18 protein-coding genes and 1 tRNA gene are annotated in these 22,825 nt (G+C 41.8%); 4 read left to right on the top strand and 15 right to left on the bottom strand.

Going from position 1 to position 22,825, the window contains the following annotated elements; all coding sequences use genetic code 11:
- Positions 1-9: 9 nt before the first annotated feature.
- From crcB to lrp, 5 genes are all read right to left on the bottom strand, one after another.
- Positions 10-384, bottom strand: coding sequence for a fluoride efflux transporter CrcB (gene crcB, locus L884_RS0118830; protein ID WP_028768945.1), 375 nt, complete (start codon positions 382-384; stop codon positions 10-12).
- The gene (locus tag L884_RS0118825) at positions 377-1,708 is read right to left on the bottom strand and encodes a replication-associated recombination protein A (protein ID WP_028768944.1); all 1,332 of its coding nucleotides are present in this window, start codon (positions 1,706-1,708) and stop codon (positions 377-379) included. Before L884_RS0118825 ends, crcB begins: the two co-directional genes overlap by 8 nt.
- Positions 1,709-1,717: 9 nt before the next feature.
- Positions 1,718-2,344 (bottom strand): outer membrane lipoprotein periplasmic chaperone LolA, encoded by a 627-nt coding sequence (gene lolA, locus L884_RS0118820; protein ID WP_028768943.1) that lies wholly within the window; start codon positions 2,342-2,344, stop codon positions 1,718-1,720.
- A gap of 66 nt (positions 2,345-2,410) precedes the next feature.
- On the bottom strand, positions 2,411-4,975 hold the full coding sequence (locus L884_RS0118815) for a DNA translocase FtsK (protein ID WP_028768942.1): 2,565 nt from the start codon (positions 4,973-4,975) through the stop codon (positions 2,411-2,413).
- 189 nt (positions 4,976-5,164) lie between these two features.
- On the bottom strand, positions 5,165-5,668 hold the full coding sequence (gene lrp / locus L884_RS0118810; protein ID WP_028768941.1) for a leucine-responsive transcriptional regulator Lrp: 504 nt from the start codon (positions 5,666-5,668) through the stop codon (positions 5,165-5,167).
- Positions 5,669-5,848: 180 nt separating this feature from the next.
- Here lrp and ald point away from each other — a divergent pair, with 180 nt between their 5' ends.
- A complete protein-coding gene (gene ald / locus L884_RS0118805; protein ID WP_028768940.1) occupies positions 5,849-6,964 on the top strand; it encodes an alanine dehydrogenase in 1,116 nt (371 codons plus the stop codon).
- Between the two features lie 235 nt (positions 6,965-7,199).
- On the opposite strand, the gene L884_RS0118800 is transcribed toward ald, so the two are convergent.
- The 4 genes from L884_RS0118800 to L884_RS0118785 form a co-directional block, all read right to left on the bottom strand.
- Complete coding sequence (locus L884_RS0118800) at positions 7,200-7,880, bottom strand: response regulator transcription factor (protein WP_028768939.1); 681 nt, start codon at positions 7,878-7,880, stop codon at positions 7,200-7,202.
- A 183-nt stretch (positions 7,881-8,063) separates the two neighbouring features.
- Complete coding sequence (locus tag L884_RS0118795; protein ID WP_028768938.1) at positions 8,064-9,836, bottom strand: DUF885 domain-containing protein; 1,773 nt, start codon at positions 9,834-9,836, stop codon at positions 8,064-8,066.
- A 227-nt stretch (positions 9,837-10,063) separates the two neighbouring features.
- Positions 10,064-11,995: a RecQ family ATP-dependent DNA helicase gene (locus L884_RS0118790; protein WP_028768937.1), complete on the bottom strand. Its 1,932-nt coding sequence runs from the start codon at positions 11,993-11,995 to the stop codon at positions 10,064-10,066.
- Positions 11,996-12,090: 95 nt separating this feature from the next.
- Complete coding sequence (locus L884_RS0118785) at positions 12,091-12,969, bottom strand: endonuclease/exonuclease/phosphatase family protein (protein WP_028768936.1); 879 nt, start codon at positions 12,967-12,969, stop codon at positions 12,091-12,093.
- Between the two features lie 159 nt (positions 12,970-13,128).
- Between L884_RS0118785 and cls the strand changes: the two genes are divergently transcribed.
- Together cls and L884_RS0118775 are read left to right on the top strand one after the other, a co-directional pair.
- Positions 13,129-14,586 carry a cardiolipin synthase gene (cls, locus tag L884_RS0118780; RefSeq protein ID WP_028768935.1) on the top strand — a complete coding sequence of 486 codons (1,458 nt, stop codon included), beginning with the start codon at positions 13,129-13,131 and terminating at the stop codon, positions 14,584-14,586.
- Positions 14,587-14,664: 78 nt separating this feature from the next.
- Positions 14,665-15,321 (top strand): sulfotransferase family protein, encoded by a 657-nt coding sequence (locus L884_RS0118775; protein WP_028768934.1) that lies wholly within the window; start codon positions 14,665-14,667, stop codon positions 15,319-15,321.
- Between the two features lie 195 nt (positions 15,322-15,516).
- Here the strand turns inward: L884_RS0118775 and L884_RS0118770 are convergent.
- The 6 genes from L884_RS0118770 to astE all read right to left on the bottom strand — a co-directional run bounded on the left by L884_RS0118770 (position 15,517) and on the right by astE (position 22,030).
- Positions 15,517-15,606, bottom strand: a tRNA-Ser gene (locus tag L884_RS0118770).
- 252 nt (positions 15,607-15,858) lie between these two features.
- A complete protein-coding gene (nadA, locus tag L884_RS0118765) occupies positions 15,859-16,926 on the bottom strand; it encodes a quinolinate synthase NadA (RefSeq protein WP_028768933.1) in 1,068 nt (355 codons plus the stop codon).
- A gap of 133 nt (positions 16,927-17,059) precedes the next feature.
- Positions 17,060-18,640, bottom strand: a complete 1,581-nt coding sequence (locus tag L884_RS0118760) for a dihydrolipoyllysine-residue acetyltransferase (RefSeq protein ID WP_028768932.1) — start codon at positions 18,638-18,640, stop codon at positions 17,060-17,062.
- Positions 18,641-18,649: 9 nt separating this feature from the next.
- Positions 18,650-19,627: an alpha-ketoacid dehydrogenase subunit beta gene (locus L884_RS0118755; protein ID WP_028768931.1), complete on the bottom strand. Its 978-nt coding sequence runs from the start codon at positions 19,625-19,627 to the stop codon at positions 18,650-18,652.
- Positions 19,628-19,630: 3 nt separating this feature from the next.
- Positions 19,631-20,809 (bottom strand): thiamine pyrophosphate-dependent dehydrogenase E1 component subunit alpha, encoded by a 1,179-nt coding sequence (locus L884_RS0118750; RefSeq protein WP_028768930.1) that lies wholly within the window; start codon positions 20,807-20,809, stop codon positions 19,631-19,633.
- 183 nt (positions 20,810-20,992) lie between these two features.
- Positions 20,993-22,030: a succinylglutamate desuccinylase gene (gene astE, locus L884_RS0118745; RefSeq protein ID WP_028768929.1), complete on the bottom strand. Its 1,038-nt coding sequence runs from the start codon at positions 22,028-22,030 to the stop codon at positions 20,993-20,995.
- Positions 22,031-22,314: 284 nt separating this feature from the next.
- Here astE and msrA point away from each other — a divergent pair, with 284 nt between their 5' ends.
- Entirely contained in the window at positions 22,315-22,794 is a 480-nt protein-coding gene (gene msrA, locus L884_RS0118740) for a peptide-methionine (S)-S-oxide reductase MsrA (protein WP_028768928.1), read from the top strand.
- Positions 22,795-22,825 lie beyond the last annotated feature (31 nt).

The following is a 22,825-nucleotide window of genomic DNA, read 5'->3' as shown; positions in this document are numbered from 1 at the left end:
TCTTAATAGTTAAAAACGAGAAAACACTAATTGTTGTCCAAGGTAGACGACGAATATACACACGCCAACATTTACAACAACATTCAATACGGCTTTCACCAAGAAGCCCTCTTGCATCAACAGTAAGGTTTCATTGGAAAAAGTAGAAAACGTAGTGAGAGCACCTAACATACCCACACCAATAAACGCCTTAATCTCTGGGCTAAGTTCGCTTACTTGTCCAAGGGCAAAGATCACCCCCATTAAAAACGAACCTAAGATATTGACAACCAGTGTACCAAAAGGAAATCCACTACCAAATACCTGAAGCATCAATAATGAGATAAGATAACGAAAAACTGCACCAATTGAGCCGCCTAAGGCGACAAAAAGAACATTATTCATATCTTTTGACCTCACTTTGTTGGTCTAACTGCTTCAACTGAGCCAACTTATCTTTAATACGCTTTTCAAAACCGCGTTCAGTTGGATAGTAAAACTGCTGTTCGCCCAATGCTGACGGGAAATACTTTTCGCCGCTTGCATAGGCATTTGGTTCATCGTGGGCATATCGATAACCCTCGCCATAACCAATATCTTTCATCAGTTTAGTTGGCGCGTTACGTAAATGCTCTGGTACCGGTTCATGGCCTGTTTCTCTGGCAAATTGTCTTGCTTGTGCGAAAGCGGTATAAACTGCGTTACTCTTAGGCGCACTCGCTAAATATAGCACCGCCTGCGCTATTGCTCGTTCGCCTTCAGCAGGACCGACGCGATGGAAACACTCCCAAGCATTTACTGCTACAGTCATCGCCATAGGATCAGCATTACCTATATCTTCAGAGGCGATGGCTAACAAACGTCTAGCGATGTATAACGGGTCACAGCCGCCTTCTAACATTCGACAAAACCAATACAGGGCTGCATCTGGTGCAGAACCGCGTATCGATTTGTGTACTGCTGAAATTAAGTCGTAATATTGATCGCCATTTTTATCAAAGCCAGCAAGTTGTTGACCAGCAACCTCAGTGATCATCTGCTCAGAAAAGACTTCACCATCTTTGAGCATATCGCTCATCAACTCAACCAGATTCAACGCTTTACGTGCATCACCATCACATACATGGGCAAGCTTTAATGCGACATCAGCAGGCATAGTTAACTTACGTTTACCCAGACCTCTTTCTTCATCGTCTAGCGCTTGCTGAACAATATGGGTTAACTCTTCTGGCTGTAAGGGTTTAATAAGATACACTCGTGCACGAGATAAAAGTGCATTGTTGATCTCAAATGATGGGTTTTCCGTGGTCGCGCCGATAAAAATAACGGTACCGTCTTCAATAAAAGGTAAGAAAGCATCTTGTTGGCTCTTATTGAATCTATGTACTTCATCAACAAACAATAACGTCCGCTGCCCACGGGACTGGGCAACGTTTTTTGCATGTTCAATTGCACTACGGATCTCTTTAACGCCCGAAGTCACTGCCGAAATTCGTTCGACATGAGCATTAGCGTAACGTGCGACTAACTCAGCTAATGTTGTTTTACCTGTTCCCGGCGGTCCCCAGAACATCATGGAGTGGGCTCGCCCGGCTTCTAAGGCTTGTCTTAATGGTTTTCCTTCACCAAGTAAATGAGCTTGGCCAATATACTGCTCAATCGTTTCTGGACGCATTCGCGCTGCCAATGGCCTAAAATCAGGGGCGAAATCAAAACTTAAACTAGACACTAATTACTCTTAATTTGTTAACTTTAGGCGCTGGTCATCGATATCAACATCATCGGGCACCACGAACTTAAATAAATCACGATCATTTTCTGCGATCTTGTTTTGGTTACTTAAGCGAAAATCACTAATGTTGCCTTGCTGATCAGTTAATACCATTTGGGTTAGCGAGGTTTGATTAAAGCAAACTTGCACTTCTGATACGCCACTGTCGGTATCTTTTGGGCTAATATCAAAACAGTTATCTTTTTGCTTAACATTATATTGTGACCAAGTTGCATCATCTGAATGCACTAACAATGCAATTGGCGAAGCATTAATGGCTTGATTAATATCCATTACAGACACTTCTTCTGCAAAAGGGTTATATACCCAAACATCGGTTCCATCTGCAACAATTAATGACTCATCAGGCGCTGTTAAATGCCAATAAAACTGATTAGGTTGTGATAAAGCAAACACGCCTTCACCGGTTTGGATAACTTTATTATTCAGATCGGTAACTGTCTGGCTAAAGTCTGCTTTTAGACTTTTTATCTCTGCAAGCTTTACCTTTAGGTTTTCTGCATCTGTTGCTAGCGCAGGAACTTGATAAAGCATTGGCAAACCCAACGCCGCAATCGTTAATAATCTTTTCATTAAACTCTCCGAATACCCCAGCATTGTATGGGGTACACTTAAATGATTCTGTGATCCTAGCCAGCCTTAAACGTAGTCTTTCGGTGGCGGTGGTGCTAATACTTCACGGTTACCGTTGTGACCTTGTGAACTCACTACCCCCTGCATTTCCATCTGTTCGATGATCCTTGCTGCGCGGTTGTAACCGATCTTAAATTTACGCTGTACGCTTGATATTGACCCTCGACGAGTTTGGGTTACGAAAGCAACAGCTTCATCATAGAGTGCATCGACATCTTCTTCAGACTCGCTGGTTTCACCTGGTAGTAACACTTGTTCGCCTTCCGCCGAACCTTGCAAAATCTCATCAATATATTGTGGCTTACCACGCGCACACCAATCGGCAACAACTTTGTGAACCTCATGGTCATCAATAAACGCACCATGAACACGGTTTGGTACACTGGTACCCGGTGGTAAATACAACATATCACCCATACCAAGTAAGGTTTCAGCACCTTGTTGATCTAAAATTGTTCTTGAATCAATTCTAGATGAAACTTGGAAAGCCATACGTGTTGGGATGTTTGCCTTAATCAAGCCAGTGATGACATCAACCGATGGACGCTGTGTGGCTAAAATTAAATGAATGCCCGCTGCACGTGCCTTTTGGGCGATACGCGCAATGAGTTCTTCAACTTTCTTACCAACAATCATCATCATGTCGGCAAATTCATCAACTACCACGACAATAGAAGGCAATTTGTCTAGCTCAGGAGCTTGGGGATCCATACTATCTGATGCTTTCCAAAGTGGATCCACTATAGGTTGCCCCGCCTCTTTTGCGTCTTTGATTTTAGCGTTGTAACCTTTTAAATTACGTACACCAAGTGCAGACATCAGTTTGTAACGACGTTCCATCTCGCCAACGCACCATCTCAATGCGTTTGACGCTTCCTTCATGTCGGTAACAACTTCACATAAAAGATGTGGGATCCCTTCATATACCGATAGTTCCAACATCTTAGGGTCAATCATGATAAAACGAACATCATCAGGACCTGACTTATACAGTAAGCTGGTGATCATTACGTTTACGCCTACAGATTTACCAGAGCCCGTTGTACCGGCAACTAATAAGTGTGGCATTTTACCAAGATCAACCACGACTGGAGCGCCCCCAATATCGGCGCCCAGTACCATACTTAGGTGAGATGGATCTTCTCTAAAGGCCTCACAATCAAGCACATCCCGCATAAACACGGTTTCACGGAATTTATTCGGTAACTCAAGGCCAACATAAGCTTTACCCGGGATCACTTCTACTACACGGACATTCTCTGCAAGTAATGAACGCGCAAGATCTTTTGACAAGTTAGTAATTTTCGACGCTTTAATACCTGGCGCTAATTCCAACTCAAAGCGAGTGACAACAGGGCCAGGATAAACACCAACAACATTCGCAGTAATGTTAAAGTCAGCAAGCTTAACTTCAACCAATTTGCCAATCTGCTCTAACTCCTCTTCCGTTATCGGGTTTTTCTTACGATCAGGAATATCAAGTAAAGAGATACATGGTAATGGCGTTGTAGGCACCTGAGGTTGGTCTTCTTGTCCTGGCAGCACAACAATACCATCAACGATTTTTACTTTATCGTCTGCGGCAACTTTGTTGGCAGTTGGCACAGGTTCTGCGCCAACAGACGCATTATTGTTAAAATCAATAACCTCAAGATCTGGATCATCATTATTGGTTGAAACCCATGGCGCAACAACGTCGTCATCTTGTGGCTTTATATCGATGCTTTCAGGTTGACTTGTTTTTGCTAGGATTTGCGGTTCGACTCGAGGCTCAACCCGTATAACAGGCTCTTTAGCTTTTCCTTTCTGAGCAACATCATTGTTATGCGCTTGTTCTTGGCTAGCGTAATCTTCACCGTCGTCTTCTGTTTCTGACTCATAACGGTCTGCATTGCGACGTTCTTTGAAACGTTCAACAACAGACATAAAGCCACGAGTGTCTTCTGTTTCACCAATATTTGGTTTAAAACGACTTGGTAAATTTTTAATTGATTTAAAAAGCCAAATAGTTGCATAGCCGGTCAAATCAATCACGGTTAGCCAACTAATGCCGGTTAATAAAGTAAAACCAGCGCCCACAAAACACAGTAATAATAGTGTTGTACCTAAGGTGTTGAAGTAAGGCAACATAGCTTCAGCAATAACGTCACCAGCAACGCCACCAGCAGAGAAGCCATAAATACCATTAGCATTCATGCCAGCTAAAGCAGCAAGACTCAACACAATCAGCAAAAAGCCAATTAATCGAAGACCAACGGAAAAGTAATCTATTTCTAATAACTTATGAGTTCGCTTAAACAGTAACCAGCCAGTTAAAGCAATAATAATTGGTATGATGTAGGCACAGTAGCCAAAGAAATAAAACAGCACATCAGCCAACCACGCACCGACTGCACCGGTTAGGTTTTGAATTTCACCATCAAAATGAGACTGGCTCCAGCCAGGATCGGATGAATGAAAGCTGCTTAATGCAATTAAGACGTAGGTTGCTAACATGCAACAAATAATGAGACTACCTTCCAGTAAACGCTGTATACCGGATAGGGTTTTAACGCTATTTCCCTTAGACAATGGAAAACCTACACTAAAAAATATTAATTAGGCACAAGATACCAGAATTTAAGACTTTTTGCAGCGTTTGCTGCTTACCGGGATAAGTGCATAAATATGCATGCACGGAATTTGCAACACTTTGTATCAGTAAGCGTTTAAACTAAAAAAAGGGCCATAAAGGCCCCTTTTTACATCAAAGTCTAATATTTACAGTTCTGTCACTGTATTGATTGCGACACGATTAGTTTGCTTAACTTCTTCCATCACAACATAAGTTCGAGTATCTGAAACCGCTGGTAGTTTTAGCAATGTTTCACCTAAAAGACGACGGTATGCAGACATATCTGATACTCGAGTCTTTAGTAGGTAGTCAAAATCACCAGAAACAAGATGACATTCTTGAATATCATCTAACAGTTGCACAGCTTTGTTAAATTTATCAAAAACTTCAGCTGTATCACGGTTTAATGTGATCTCAACAAACACCAATAAAGAAGCGCCTAAATAGTGTGGATTAACCAAAGCCGTGTAACCTTTGATATAACCTTGTTTTTCAAGTCTTTTTACGCGTTCCAGACAAGGGGTCGGGCTCAACCCTACTCTTTTAGACAACTCTACATTAGAAATTCGGCCATCAATTTGCAATTCATTAAGTATATTTCTATCGATACGATCTAAGTCTTTTATAGGACTCTTTTTATTATTAACCATATTTATAACCCTGGTTGTCATTAACAACGATATTATTATCTGCTAAAGCAAAATCTTCAGCAGCATAAACTACGGAATGAATACTATACTAGATTTCCCTGAAACATTCACGTTCAGGCAATATAAAATAACAATTACACCCATATTAAATGGGTTTTTATGCGAAATTGAGGCTCGAAGATGATTATAGGTGTTCCAAAAGAAATCAAAAATCACGAATATCGTGTAGGCATGGTTCCATCAAGCGTTCGCGAACTAACTTCACGTGGTCATGAGGTTTTTATTGAAACAAATGCCGGTTCAGGAATTGGCTTTAGTAATGAAGACTATATTGCTGTTGGCGCAAAAATTCTCGATACTGCTGCTGAAGTATTTGCGCAATCAGAAATGATTGTAAAAGTAAAAGAGCCGCAAGCAGTTGAACGTGCAATGCTCAGAGAAGATCAGCTTCTGTTTACCTACCTACACCTTGCACCAGATTTACCTCAAACCGAAGACCTTATTAAGAGCGGTTCAGTGTGTATCGCTTATGAAACTGTAACCGACGATCGTGGTGCCCTTCCCCTACTAGCACCAATGTCAGAAGTTGCTGGCCGTATGTCAATTCAAGCAGGCGCAATGGCACTAGAAAAATCTATGGGCGGCCGCGGCATGCTGTTAGGTGGTGTTCCAGGTGTTGAACCTGCAAAGGTTGTCATTATTGGTGGCGGCATGGTTGGAACTAACGCTGCACAAATGGCTGTTGGTCTTGGTGCTGACGTAGTCATCCTTGACCGTAGTATTGATGCATTACGTCGCCTTAATGCTCAGTTTGATAATAAAGTTAAAGCTATCTACTCAACTGCTGATGCAATTGAAAAGCATGTTTTAGAAGCTGACCTTGTTATTGGTGGTGTTTTGGTACCTGGTGCAGCAGCACCGAAGCTAGTAACAAAAGAACATATCAAACGCATGAAGCCAGGCTCAGCAATTGTTGATGTAGCTATCGACCAAGGTGGTTGTATTGAAACTTCACATGCAACAACTCACCAAGATCCTACTTATATTGTTGATGATGTTGTTCATTACTGTGTTGCCAATATGCCTGGCGCTGTAGCACGCACATCTACATTTGCATTAAATAACGCAACGCTTCCTTACATTATCAAGCTAGCACAACTAGGTTATAGAGAAGCATTGTTACAAGATAAGCACCTGCTTAATGGTCTTAATGTAATGCATGGTAAGATCACTTGTGCCGAAGTTGCTGAAGCTTTAGATATGGAATTTGTTGACCCAACAATTCTACTTAAGTAAACAACGCGTTAGCGTTTCAGCTTAATAAGATAAAGGGAGCATATAGCTCCCTTTTTTGTGTGACGGCTATCGAGCTAAGACCCGATGTTTTAAAATGTTTCGCCTAATAAATCTCACCGTTTCGACTCACTACAAATACAGCCCTGCTCCACCTGCCACAAAAAAGCCAGCTTAACTAGAACTGGCTTGAGTAGTTATACCAATTAGTATTCAACTAACCAATAAAATTTCAATGTTAACATGCAACTGCAAAGCTATATCCTTTGCCTCTTACTGTATTAATAAGGCTTTTGGGTAATTGCTTCTCCGATAATTTACGTCGAGTATTGCTGATATGCATGTCTAAGTTTCTATCGAATTGACCTAACTCTTTTTGTAACACTCGACGCTGCAATTCCTGCTTTGTGATCACTTGTCCTTTTCGTTCAAACAGATACTTAAATAACTTGAATTCTGTTTGGGTAAAAGATACTAACCTTTCAGAAATAGAGATCATAAAACGGCTATCATCAAAGTGGATCTCCTGAACTGGCTCTGTTAATTCCATATTTTCTTTAACCACTGCAATTCTTCGCAGTAATGCATTGATCCTTACAGTAAGTTCTCTATGACTAAAAGGTTTACTTAAAAAATCATCCGCCCCAAGTTCATAAACTTTAATCCGCTCTTCCTCCGCGTCCAAGGCAGAGATCACAATAACGGGTGTCTTATCCACTCTGAGCTTTAAGAGTTCGATTCCATTGAGTTCTGGCATGTTAAGATCCAACAAAATCAAATCTTGCGTCGTTGATTTGAGTTTATCGAGCGCCTCTACACCGTTATTGGCAACAGTGACAATAAAGCCTTCCTTTTCCAAAACGGGCTTAAGCGCGCTTTGGAATACAAGATCATCATCTACTAATAATACGTGTTTCATCTTTTTAAGCTTAATGCGAATTGTTATCATTTAGATTACAATAAACAAATCTCTTTTACTAGCCTAATTAACTTAACAAAGCATAAGTTTTGCTATTTTTTTCTATGAAACAAAAAAGACCAGCAGCAAAAGCTACTGATCTTTATATTTATCGATTAATGACTGTTTTTATAAACGATTAAATTACTTATTCAGCATTAACTCACGAATATATTTAACTGGCGCGCTACCGTAGCTTAAAAACTCTTCGTGGAATGCTTTAAGATCAAAATCATCCCCCTTGAGTGCCTTATACTCCTCTCTAAAATCATAAATCTCACGGTAACCTGAGTAATAACTTGTTAATTGAACTTGGCTTAATGTTGCTCTACGCCACTTACCTTCTGCTTCGGCTTGCTGCTGGAACGCTTCATTCATCATCAAGTCTAATGCTTGCGCTTCAGTCATGCCCTTTACTTGAATGCTATAGTCTAGGATGGTGTTACAAATGACGCGTAAGTTCCACTTATAGTACATCAGCCACATTTCAGGCTCGAAATTACCATAACCCTGTTCTAACATCATGCGTTCGGTATAAACAGCCCAACCTTCTACCATAGCCCCATTACCAAATAAGCTCTTAATCAAACTTGGTGATTCGTTTGAATAAACAAGTTGAGTGTAATGACCTGGAATCGCTTCATGAATATTGAGTACCTGCAAAATCCAGTGGTTATATTCACGTAAATAACTTTCTGCTGACTCATCACTCATGCCGTCAAGTGGCGTGACATTATAGTAAGTATTACCTGACTTCTCATAAGGGCCAGGTGCGCTAATTGACGCTCCAGCATAACCGCGCATATAAGCAGGCGTTTCTCGGACCACCAGCGGTTTATTCGGATCTAGTGTGACTAGATCCTTAGCTTTTACGAAATCAACCAGTTCAGGGATCTGTGCACGAACTTCATCTACAAAGTCATCACGTTTAACGTGCTTAGCAGACAACTTGTCAATTAGCTGCTTAATAGCAACTTTATCATCGCTCGGAATAGCGGTATCAAAATACTTATCCCAAATTTGGTGGGTGATTTTAATCATTTCACCCTGTACGCGGTTTTTATCTGCAACTGCTTTTTCATAAAGTGTTTTACCACTCATGCCCGCTTGGATGTCATAGGCAAACTTTTGCTCGTAAAGTTCTGCACCGATACGAAAACTTCTCGCACCTTGTTCCTTCAAGTCTGCTTCTAGTGCTTTCAACCAGTCGATATGCTCATTGATTGCAATCGAAACCTTATTGAAGCGACTTGCAAATAAAGCTTTCTCATCGTTAGTAAGATCTGAGGTAATTGCTTTGTCCAGTAGCTCACTTGAAAAAACTGAAAATGCGCCTTCATTTTGCATAATGGCAAGTTGAGTGTGCTCTAATGTCGGCTTACTGATATTTTCTCTTGCTGCCGCATAATAAGCTGGTACGTTTTCCATTCTAGCCAAAACTGAGCGTAAGCGTTCAGTTAACGGTGCAAAATCTTCATTGATAATTTGCGCAAAACCTCCAGAAACATTGTAACTAGCAGGGTTCCATTGCCACGACTTAAATGTTTCTAAATCCCACTTCATTTCTGCAAGCAAATTCTCGATCAGACGATAATCAGTCAACATCGCCGGACTCATCACATTTGGGTCAAACTGACTTAGTGCCAATTGCTGAGTATCGATAAAGGCGAGTGTAGCTGCTCGCGTTGCTGCATTAGGTACTTTCAACACTCCGTCATATTTATGAAAGCCGCTATACAATGCCCAAGTTGGTGACTCAATCCAAAGTGCATCGATAAAGTTTTGGCTAAATTGGTCGAATGCTATTTTTTGATCGGCAATCTTAACCGCTACCACTTCATTGGTTGGTTGGGTTTGGCAAGCAGTTAAACCGGCAAGCGACAATGCGATAGCCAATGGCAACACGGCTTTTTTCATGATGTATTCCCTTAATTTGCAAGTTTGTGGTCTACGCCACTTTTATTATCGCTGCAAGTAAATCATGTTCTGCTACTTTTTTCAGTAAATTATCCAAAATAAACAACCTTTGTTACATAACTCAAACCATTAGTGCGATTAAATTAACCTTGGCCAAAAAGCTAAATTTATATTGAACTCAAATAATGGAGGTGGCGGCTAGCTGATATTTTCATAGCAAGTAATAACTAGCGATTAAAATTTTGCTCGACCCAAGCCAACACCTCTTTAAATCGATACTGTTCAAGCTGTGCAAATCCGCTAATTTGACGCATTTTTAACTTGGTAAATATTGGCGTCGTTAGACCACACAAAAAGCGGCTCAACAGAATGGGAGTCGCTTTTGCCTCTAGCTTTGTTATCGCTTGTTGGCAAACAGCGATGAAGTCTAAATCATCTAATGGTGCTAACGGTGCAGGCTTAGGCAAACGCGCAGATTGACCAAGACAAACGCTACAATGGCCGCAAGGTGCTGTAAGGTTATGATCTGAAAAGTACTGAGCTAACTGCAAACTTAAGCAAGATTCGCTGTCAAAAAAGTCCACTAACTGATTTATTCTGTTAACTTCACTTTGTTCTTTGATACTAAAGCGCTCAAATAACCGAGCAGCGACAGTATCATTAATGTTTGCACTATATACGTCATATACTTGTGTTAACTGTTTACTTTGTAACTCAATCAACTGTTTCTGATGTAAATAATCCAGCGCTTTAATTGCGCGGTCTCGGCTACCGGGTATTAATTGCTCTAACTTGGCAAAATTGGCGCTATACCAAATTTTAGCTTTATCAGAACTATCAAGCACTGCATTAATAAAAGTCTGCCGTTGAGGATCAAATAGACTTAACAATTCAGACAGAGGTAGCAACAACTTAAAACGATAGTCAGCAAAATAACTGTACTTAGGCTTTATCACTCTTAGCATCTCTAAATATACCAATAGTGTTTTAAGGCTTAACTGGCGTATGTTGGATTCGTTTGACAGTGGTGTTAACAATACCTCCCACTGCGTGCCGACAGCCGCTGCCTGGCTAATTTCCTCTATTATAAAATCTATCGCACTCGCTTCGGGCGTATCACCGTAGACAAAGTTCTCCAGCACGTTGAGATTATCGCGGTTAGCTAGAACTAAGCAGTCAGAGACCAAACCATCGCGCCCTGCTCGGCCTATTTCCTGAGCGTAATTTTCTATCGACTTAGGTAGATCAAAGTGCGCCACAAAACGAATATCGCTTTTGTCTATCCCCATACCAAAGGCAATAGTAGCCACAATGACGTTAAGCTCACCTGTCATAAATTGGTTTTGGATTGATTTACGTTTATCACTGTCCATGCCAGCGTGATAAGCAGCCGCATTAACCCCGGCGCGCAATAGTTCTTGAGCGACCATTTCAGTACTTTGTTGCAAAGTCACATACACTATCCCGCTTTGACCCTGGCGTTGATTCAACCAATCTTTTAAGTAAGGCAGTTTTTGTGAACTTGGCATACCAAGCGCCGCTAAATTTAAGTTGGCTCGATAAAAGCCTGTTAGCGTCACATATTGCTTCTGTATCGAAAATTTACGCCCCATATCTTCTACCACCTGCGCAGTCGCAGTCGCGGTGAGTAACAGAACTTGTGGAATATTTAACTGTTTTTGATAAGCCGGCAATTTCAAATAATCCGGACGGAAGTTATGCCCCCATTCTGAGATACAGTGAGCCTCGTCAATCACCAATAATGAAATTGGCACCGATGAAATAAACTTTCTGAAGCGTTCATTGTTTAATCTCTCAACCGAGATCATTAAGATTTTAATGGATCCATCTGCGACGCCTTGCATAACAGCGCTACTTTGCTCATTGGTTTGAGTAGAATCGATTGATGCAGCAGCAATACCTTTACAGCTTAGGAACTGAAGTTGATCATCCATCAAAGCCAATAAAGGCGATACAACTAACGTCAGATGCGGTAGCGCAAGGGCCGGCAATTGGTAACACAGAGATTTACCCGATCCCGTGGGAAAAATTGCCGCAGCACTATGACCTTTTAGTACATTTTCTATCACCTCGCCTTGTCCTGGACGAAACTGATCAAAACCAAAATACTGCGCAAGCAGGCTGTGAGCGCTTTCCATAAATATCCCTGTTGTAATAAGGCGAAATTGTCAGTAACAAGCTAACAAATTAATATTAAAAATGATTGGGGCTTGTAGCATTAAGAGCTAACAGTTTACTTAAGACTTTGTAGTTTATCTGGATATTGCTTTTCTAATCTAAAATAGGCTTTTAACGGATTATGATCTGAGCTGGTTGTTATGATTGACTCAGCCTTTATCAGCTCTAAATTACGATAATAGATATGATCTAAATGGTGACCAAAAAATGCTGTTCTAGAGTCGTGTTTAGGTACAGCTTCAACCAGTCCTGCGCCTTTGACTATTTCGGCAATCGCCAAGCTACGTTGCTCGCTCCATGTGTTCATATCTCCAGCAAATATTATCGGCCCTTGGTGATCCTGCATCGCTTGTTTTACAACATTTAACTGCGCAAGATACTCATCAATACCAAAGGTAAAATTAATACTATGGATATTTACGACTAGCAGCTGACTAGCATCACTCAACAAATAATATGACACTAGCATAGACTTCGGAAAGTTAATGTATGGCTCAGCTTTTCTAAACACACAACTGCTCAGTGCTTTATCTCGGCTAAGGTTCATAACACCTATAGCCTCACTTGAGAAGTTAAACGCGCGCGCTAACAACATATAAAGCTGTTGTTCCTCAAGAACTGACTTTAGCTCTTGCGTTAGCTGTGCTTCTTGTAGCAAGAGTAAATCTGTACGCTCAATCAATTGGGTTAAAGTTTGCTCCCAGCCATCACTTTGCTGTTTATACAAATTCCATGTCGTAATATCTAATTTGCCATGTCTATCTAGTGGCGCTTTTGTCGTTTGAGTAATGCACTGAGTTACCTGACTTTGACCTATCTCATTTGTCAGTAAAACATCTTCAGTGGGGATTTCAGTCGCATCATATACATAGAGAATAACCGCCACGAGGGCGATAAGCGCGAGGAAAATAACTTTACGAATAATTTTTGCCATAGCGAACTAATTTAACTCTGAACTTAGATTTAAAGTAATCTTTTCATTATAATAGCTTATAAGTTTAGCCACATAATCATTCAATAGAAATTTAAGTTTAGTTAAGCAACATTATGCTTTTCTGGCTGAGTCTCCGAGGAACTAACTATCAAACACAATATGTATGAGTTTTACCAGCTATTAACCATCGCTGGGGTATTTGTATATTGGTTAGTGATTGCCGGGATCAGCATTCGAGTCGTGGCAAAGAGGCGCTCTATTGGCGTATCGCTCGCTTGGTTAATGATTATCTATATCGTGCCGTTAGGTGGCGCTTTTGCTTATTTGCTATTTGGCGAACTTAATTTAGGTAAAAAAAGAGCATTACGTGCAGAGCTAATGTTTAAGCCATATGGTGAGTGGTTTAAAAAGCTATACGAATATCGTCAATATCGCCCCCATGTAGCAAGTCTTTATGGCCAATCAATTAGTGCCATTTGCGAGAAACAAGTCGGCATTCCTGCTCTAGCTGATAACCACCTCACCCTATGTAGTGAAACTTACGAAATTTTAGATCAGCTAATTGCTGATATTGACCAAGCTAAGCGCACAATTTTACTGGAATTTTATATTTGGCATCCCGGTGGCCGAGCTGATGACGTAGCCAATGCACTGATCCAGAGTGCCAATCGAGGAGTACAGATCCGGTTATTGTTGGATGCCGCTGGCAGCAGGCACTTCTTTAAGAGTCATTGGCCAAAGCAGATGAAAGCCAGTGGTATTCAAGTGATAAGCGCCCTTGAAGTATCACCGTTTCGTATGTTCTTTAGACGCTTAGATCTGCGCTTACATCGTAAAATAGTGGTCATTGATAACGTCATTGGCTATACAGGGTCAATGAATCTAGTTGACCCCAAATACTTCAACCAAGATGCTGGAGTTGGCCAATGGATAGATGTGATGGTACGTATTACCGGTCCATCTGTGCCTGTGTTAAATAGTATTCATGCTTGGGACTGGGAGGTAGAAACCAATCAACGCTTTCTACCGGAACCGCCAACATGTCTTGCCCATGATGACAGCGAAATTACCGACTTAGTACAAGTCATTCCCTCAGGACCTGGAATGCGTGAAGAGGTGATTCACCGCGTATTATTACAAAGTATTTATCAAGCACAGAAAAGCATCGTCATTACTACGCCCTACTTTGTACCCAGTGATAACCTGCACATGGCGCTTGTTATCGCCGCTCAGCGTAATGTCCAAGTCGATATTATTATTCCTGATAAAAACGATTCAATCATGGTTGAGTGGGCTAGCCGGGCATTTTTCAGCGAGTTACTTGAAGCTGGCGTGAATATTCACCGTTTTAAAGGTGGGTTACTGCACACGAAAAGCGTTGTTATCGATAGTAACCACTGCTTAATAGGCACAGTAAACTGGGACATGCGCAGTTTATGGCTTAACTTCGAAGTTACATTAGCGGTGGACAACCTTGAATTCACTGAAACACTGCAGCAGGTGCAACAAGGTTATTTGGCTGACGCTGATCAAATTTGTCCAATCCAATGGGAAAAGCGCTCTTTAGCAAATCGTACCGCAGAGCGACTGTTTTACTTGTTTAGTCCTTTGTTATAACTAACGCAAATAACGTTCTCAGTTTTTCTATTTCAGCAAAACCGCTGTGACCGACTGCACAGGTGTTTTTAGGTATTTATGAATAAAGTTTTTATTATTGGACTGCCACGCACCGGAACGACCAGTATCAGTGTCGCCATGCTAGATTATGGTTTTAACGTGGCACACACTGCTTACACTAAACAAGCGTTTACTTTAGCGGACATCATCTCAGACTCGCCGTGTTTTTGTGACTACAAAGAGCTTGATAATTTGTTTCCTGACTCCAAGTTTGTGTACCTTGAGCGGGATTTATCCCTGTGGATCCCATCGATGCAGATGCTAGTTAACAAAATGAAGGCAGAGCTTCACCCTACTACAGGTAGCTTTAATCCAATTTTAAAGCGCACCTTTAACCACACCTTTGAGTTGGCAACAACAGCAGTACCAGATGATGCTGATCACCTTAAAGCCTGCTACTTACGCCATCAACGCGAAGTATTAGATTACTTTAAAGATCGTGATGATTTTTTGCGGATTGATATCAGTCATCACACCAGCCTTACACAGTTACTCGACTTTTTAGGTGTGACCTATTGTGGCAAACCTGTATTTCCACATCTGAATATGGGCAGAAAGGTGGCTTGTTGGAAAGAACATAAACACCCGAATAAGGTAAATGCCAACAGCGCTGGTCCTGAGCATAGAAAGTTCTTTGATTACCCTAAACAGCGTAAATGGCTCTCCGCTAAATAATAGCGAGCCATATAAAGCTAGCTTTGAAAATAAATGAAGGCAACCACTAAAAAGTTCCATTTCAAATAGATAACAGTACTCCCCTTTATATGTAGGGGGAGAACAGATAATCAACGGGATTATCAATTGAATTTAAAATATTAAGGCTCAGATGCAAAAAATCCCGTTATCTTGCGATAACGGGATTTCGAAATATGGCGGTGAGCGAGAGATTCGAACTCTCGTTAGGGGTTAACCTAAACACACTTTCCAGGCGTGCGCCTTCAGCCACTCAGCCAGCTCACCGATGCAATATCTTTTACGTGTTTAGCATCACGGTCGCTAAAACATAATATCTGACAAACAGTTATTTGCTAAGCAACGGAGCGCTACTTTACTGAAATAGCCCTATTGCGTCAAGACAATTAAGGCTTAATCTCAAGCGTTTGCATAATTGCTAGACAATAATGCTATATCATTGCAATTGCTCAGGTGTTTTACTACAACACTCACAAAAAAGCCCGCTTAAGCGGGCTTTTTTCGACTCAGCATTAGAGCTTAAGCATTACCTTTCACTTTCATGTTTAAGGTCGCGGCAAAGTCTAACATTCTATCAAGTGGCTTTAACGCATCTACACGTAATTTGTCATCAACAAATATCTCGTGTGCACTTGGATCTTTATTTTCTAACGCACTTTCAATTGCTTTAAGACCGTTCATTGCCATCCAAGGACAATGTGCGCAGCTCTTACAAGTTGCACCATTACCACCGGTTGGCGCTGCGATTAAATTCTTATCTGGTGCAGCTTGCTGCATCTTATAAAAGATACCTTTGTCTGTTGCCACAATAAAGGTGTCATTATCCATTGTCTGAGCAGCCTTAATAAGCTGACTAGTCGATCCTACAGCATCTGCTAGCGCAACCACGCTTGCTGGAGACTCTGGATGTACCAGCACTGCAGCATTCGGATGAAGCTTTTTCAGTTCACGTAGTGCCTTAGATTGAAACTCATCATGAACGATACACTCGCCCTGCCACATCAACATATCTGCGCCGGTTTGCTTGGCGATGTAGCTGCCTAAGTGGCGATCGGGGCCCCAGATAATCTTTTTATCTTGGCTATCTAAGTGCTCAACAATCTCTAGTGCAATACTTGATGTCACTACCCAGTCAGCGCGGGCTTTTACCGCAGCAGATGTATTGGCATACACCACAACGGTATGATCTGGATGCGCATCACAAAACTCACTAAAGGTATCAATTGGGCAACCTAAATCAAGTGAGCATGTCGCTTCTAGGGTTGGCATTAGAATTGTTTTATCTGGACTTAAAATCTTAGAAGTTTCCCCCATAAACTTAACGCCAGCAACAATCAGTGTTTTTGCCGGATGATCGCGGCCAAAACGCGCCATTTCTAGTGAATCCGATACACAACCGCCCGTTTCTTCAGCTAAGGCTTGAATTTCAGGATCGGTATAGTAATGGGCAACGAGTACCGCATCTTTCTCTTTTAAAAGCTGCTTAATTTTTGCTTTTGATGCGGCTTTTTCTTCATCTGACAAAGGAATAGGTTTAGCCGGGAAAGGATAATCAATATTTTCGATAATTGGGGCAAACGCGCTCATAGTACAACCAAAGGGCAATAACAGATTAGCGGAATTATACGGAATAGTTCACAAATTTAAAACTCATATAGCGATATTGCCCATAAAAAAAGGCGCTCTAATGAGCGCCCTTAACTTTGCCTGTTCACAAAGTCTATTGCATAGCTAATAGCATTTCTTGTGGCTGTTCTAGGTAGAGTTTCCACAAGTTACAAAAACGGGCAATGGTACCACCGTCTATCACGCGGTGATCGCCTGACCAGCTCACTTGCATGATCTTACGTGCTTCTACTTCGCCTTTATCGTTAAACCTTGGTAACACTTGCAATTTACCTAAAGCGACAATAGCGACTTCCGGTTTATTAATAATTGGCGTCGCCACTGTTCCACCTAAAGCGCCAATATTAGAGATAGAAATGCTGCCACCTTTTAGATCAGCAGGTGCAACACGTCCACTTCGGGCATCATTGGTTAAACGGGTGATCTCTGCTGCAATTTCTAAGATCGTTTTATCTTGGACGTCTTTGACATTTGGTACTAATAAACCAACCTTTGAATCTACAGCCATACCTATATTATGGCTGGCTAAAAACGTCTGCTCGGTACAATCGGCATTTACTCGGCTATTCATATCCGGGAATTGCGATAACGCTAGTGACATAGATTTCATAAAGAATGGCATCATAGTGAGCTTTAACTCATCTGTAGAGTACTTTTTCTTCATACTCTCACGCAGCGCCACTAACTCGGTTAAATCAAACTCTTCACAATAAGTAAAGTGAGGGATTGTCGATACCGATTCAGACATCATCTTAGCCATAACCGCGCGAACGCCCTTAATAGGCTCAACTCTGTCTGTTGCGTGATTTACGTTTACCTGCTCGGCGGATTGACTGACAACATTAGCGCTACTTGCTGTAGCTGCAGTACTCGCACTTTGCCCTGACTGATGTCGTTCGATATCTTCTTTGTAAACTCGGCCATTTTTACCAGAGCCAGTTACCGACGCAATATCAATGTCTAAACTACGCGCTAAACGGCGAACCGCAGGACTTGCCAGTGCCTTACCTTGTGCAACAGGAGCTGAATTATCAACTTTTTGCGTAGATATATTATCTTCAGCAGCGGATGCGTCGTTCGCTGTCACTGTAATTACAGCGGCATCAATCGCCACTTCAATGGCAAATAGTGGCTCATGTACTTTGGCAAGCTGACCTTTACGGTAATGTAGTTTGGCAATTTTACCGTTCTTAATCGCAGGGATCTGTACCAGCGCTTTGTCAGTCATGACATCAGCTATAGGTTGATCTTCAACAACTGTGTCACCCTCTTCGACTAACCACTCAACCAGTTCGCACTCAACAATCCCTTCGCCGATATCAGGTAAAAGAAACTCTTCAATACTGACAGCTGGGCTGATATTTTGCGTACTAGCAACCTCTTGCTGTTCCACATCTTCACTTGCTAACACTGGTTGAGCAGAGCTTTCGCCCTCTTGCGCTATATCAACGGAATATAAAGGCGCATGCACTTTTGCAATCTCACCTTTGGCATAGAATAGTTTAGTGATCACACCTGCATTTGGCGCTGGGATCTGCACCAAAGCTTTATCTGTCATCACATCGGCAATAGGTTGATCTTCAACGACACTGTCACCTTCTGCTACTAGCCATTCAACAAGTTCACATTCAACAACACCTTCACCGATATCCGGCAGAATAAAATCTTTAATCATCACCGGCTCCTAAAAGTTAACCGAAGCAAGAATCGCTTCATAAGTTTTTAATGCATCTGGCATGTATTCTTTTTCGTGGATCAAAGGATACGGTGTATCTAAACCACAAACTCGAGCAATAGGCGACTCGAGGTATAAGAAACACTCTTGTTGAATTGTCGCGGCAATTTCACCTGCAAAACCGCCGGTTAAGGGCGCTTCATGGTTGATAAGCAAACGCCCTGTCTTTTTAACTGATTCAGCAACGGTATCTACGTCCCATGGTGCGAGTGTTCTTAGGTCGATAATTTCGCATGAAATACCTTTTTTAGCCGCTTTTTCAGCAGCTTGCTCAAGGATCTCCATCTGGGCGCCCCAACCTAACAAAGTAATGTCAGTCCCCTGCTGGACGACTTCTGCTTTACCTAGCTCGATAACGTGCTCACCTTCAGGCACTTCACCGACCGAGGCGCGATAAAGACGCTTAGGCTCAAAGAAAATCACCGGATTTTTATCGCGAATAGAAGCGATTAACAGGCCTTTGGCTTGTTCTGGGTTACGTGGCACAACCACTTTTAGTCCAGCGGTTTGGGTAAAGTAAGCTTCAGGTGATTGCGAATGATAATGCCCACCAGCAATTCCACCACCATATGGCGTTCTGAACGTTAGACCACCAACATCAAACTCACCACCACTGCGGTATCTAAACTTGGCACTTTCATTAATAATTTGGTCTATTGCTGGAAAAATATAATCAGCAAATTGAATTTCGGCCACTGCCGTCATGCCGTTTGAGGCAAGACCATTGGCAAAACCTGCAATACCTTGTTCGGTAAGTGGTGTATTAAAACAGCGCTCACGGCCAAACTTCTCTTGCAGGCCCGATGTTGCTCTAAATACCCCACCAAAATGTCCGACATCTTCGCCAAACACAGTCATTGTTTGATCTGCTTCCATTTCCGAGCTTAGGGCCTCGTTAATGGCTTGCAACATATTCATTTGAGCCACGGCTTATATTCTCCCTGCGCTTTTTGGATAGGCTTCTGGATATTTTTTTACATGCTTTTTAAGCTCTGCTAGCTGCTTTTGCAAAATAGGCGTTGGCTTATCATATACGTCACTAATAATTTCATCGATGTGAGGAGTCGGCACTTTTTCCGCAACTTTTAGCTGTGCCAATACCTCTTCACGATATTTCACATAAAGTTCGCTGTCAGTTTGCTCATCCATCCAGCCTTTATTGACCATCCATAGCTTAAAGCGCTTAACAGGATCATGCTGTTGCCACTTCGCTTCTTCCTCTTTTGAACGATAACCTGAAGGGTCATCTGATGAAGAGTGTGCACCTAGGCGATAGGTCATTGCTTCAATTAACACCGGCGCATTGTGCTCTAGGGCATATGCTCTTGCTTGTTGTGTAGCGGCGAGTACGGCTAGCATATCGTTACCATCAACACGGATAGTATGCATGCCATAACCGACACCGCGACTAGCGATGCCGTTGCCTTTAAACTGCTCATCTGTTGGAGTAGAGATGGCGTAACCATTGTTGCGACAGAAGAAAATAACCGGAGTGTTTAGCACCGCGGCCATGTTTAAACCGGCATGAAAATCACCTTCAGATGCAGCACCTTCACCAAAATAACAGATGGCGATATTGCGTTTACCTTGTCTCTTTAAACTATAAGCAACGCCTGTTGCTTGGGGGATCTGAGTGGCTAATGGCGATGAAATCGTCTGGTAATTTAATGCCTGGCTACCGTAATGGATCGGCATTTGGCGGCCTTTACCAAGATCTTTTTCATTACTGAACATTTGATTCATAAATTGTTCGGTAGTGAAACCACGATAGCGCAGTGCGGCATGCTCACGATATTGAGCTAAAATAACATCGCCGTCATCTAAAGCCGCTGTACTGCCGACTATTGACGCCTCTTCACCGGTGCAGGTCATGTAAAAACTGATCCGCCCTTGACGCTGCGCTCCCAACATACGCTCGTCTAATACTCGGGTAAACACACAGGTGTCGTGGATTTTTTTAGCTAAAGTCTCGTCGATAACAGGCAAAACTGCGTTTTCATAGGCAGTACCGTCTGCTTGTAACACTTTTAAAATTGGGATCGCCAATGAGTCTTTATCAAGAAAGCTCACGCGATGGACTGTTTCAGCATGGGTTGTTGCGTTGCTCATAATGTGCTCTTGTTATTGATGGCGCCGCTATAGTCACTGCAGCAACGCCTTTCTATTTTAATACGCGGGAAGAACATTACGTTAACGTAAACTAACTCTCAATACTTCCCCTCATTGAAACCACAACTTAGCGACTCTGTGCATGTATATATTGGTTTACATGCACAGTTATTCACTCATCGATTAGTCGATATTGCTATCATCCGCTGCCTTTAACATAAGTACCGTACGTTGTCCGACTGGTACTTTGGCATTTGGAAATACAATCGCTTCAAATTCGTGCTCAACGGTGACTTCTTGACCACCTTCTTTTGCGAGGATATAACCCCGTGGGAATGCGGTGAAGTTTTCTACGTCATTAGCGAAGGTAAATTCAAAGTCATCAAAGTGCTTATTTACTGAACGGCACACTTGATAAAGATTTACACGTTTCAAATCAAACTCTGGTAACTGTAGATCTTGACCGCTTAACAATAAAGTTAACATCTCTTTCATTGCAATAAAGCGCGTCATATCGTTTTGCCCCATAGGGAAAACCTTACCTAATTCAATGGTAAATGCGTCGGCTTGATAGTTTTGTGAAGAAAAGTAACTGAATGTTGTTGTAGGTTCGTGGTGGAATAAAATGGTATTAACGCCGCAAGACTCAAGAAACATGATCTGTTCGCGGCTATATTTGCGCTCTCCACGGTATGGATAGATTGCAAATTTTTCATGTTTAGAGCCACGAATTGCGGTATGAAGATCATAATGAATACGCTGTCTACCCGCTTGTTGTGAACTAAAGAATCTATCGACATATTGCTCAAGGTTTTTCGCTCGAACACGTTCAGGATTACTCAGTCCCTCGCCTTTAGAATGGGCGCCGTTAAATAGTCGATTTAAGTTTTCATCGATAAAACGCGTACCATTATGGATAGCTGGCGGGTTACCAATCAAAAACAGCACTCGCTCAGTTAATTGGAGCTCTTCACTGAGCATCTTAGTCATTAAATCATTACATAACTCAATGGGTGCAGTTTCATTACCGTGAACAGCACATGAAAGTACAATGTCTTTACTGTGTTTGACATTTCGCGGCTCAAATACAATAACCCCCGTATCCCAAACCTCGACATGCACTTGATTATCAAGTGTAAATTCAAAACTTTCGGCAAGGTGCTGAGGATGAGCTAAGGTCAGCGCTAAAAAGTCCTTCGACAGCTTCAATTCATGAACCACAAACTACTCCTTATTATCGGTTTGTTAGCTTTACGTCCCTTAATACCCCATAAAATACATGGTTCTCGTGGGTGACAGTCACTAATTCTGTGTCGCATAGTAGCATAGATAGCATTTGATTCTGCTAGGGATCCACCCAGTTTGTATAACAATTATTCAGCTAATCAAATTTGTGCTTGCAATAGCAGCAAAAATAAAACAAGATAAAGCCATCTAGCCATCCAAACGGCTAAATATGCTAATCTAAAACGATTAGCTGTAGTTTTGGTTTAAGGAGAACAACAATGGCATTAGCTACATTTGGTGCAGGGTGTTTTTGGGGCGTCGAGTATTTTTTCCGTCAAGTTAACGGTGTGATAGATTGCACTTGTGGCTACATGGGCGGTAAAGATCAGTTCACTCGTTACCAAGATGTCAAACAAGGTATTACCGGCCATGCAGAAGTGGTACAGGTTAGCTTCGACCCAAGTGTTGTATCCTATGAGGAGTTGCTAGCAGTGTTCTGGCAAAACCATAACCCCACTACCCTAAACCAGCAAGGTGGTGATATTGGAACCCAATATCGCAGCACAATTTTTTTCCACGACAAACTGCAAAAACAGCAGGCCGAAGACTCAAAACTTGCACTGATAAAAAGTCAAAAATGGGGCTGTCGTGCGATTGTCACTGAAATCGTCCCTTGCCAACAATTTCATCAAGCAGAAGAGTACCATCAAGACTATTTAGCTAAAAATAACTTACCAAGTTGCCATATTAGCTACTAAGCATAATGCGACCAATAGAAAAGGCACCCTC

The organism is Shewanella fidelis ATCC BAA-318 (assembly GCF_000518605.1).
Taxonomy (GTDB): Bacteria; Pseudomonadota; Gammaproteobacteria; order Enterobacterales; family Shewanellaceae; genus Shewanella; species Shewanella fidelis.
The sequence above is the reverse complement of the archived record's forward strand: the minus strand, read 5'-3'. Positions and strand labels throughout refer to the sequence as shown.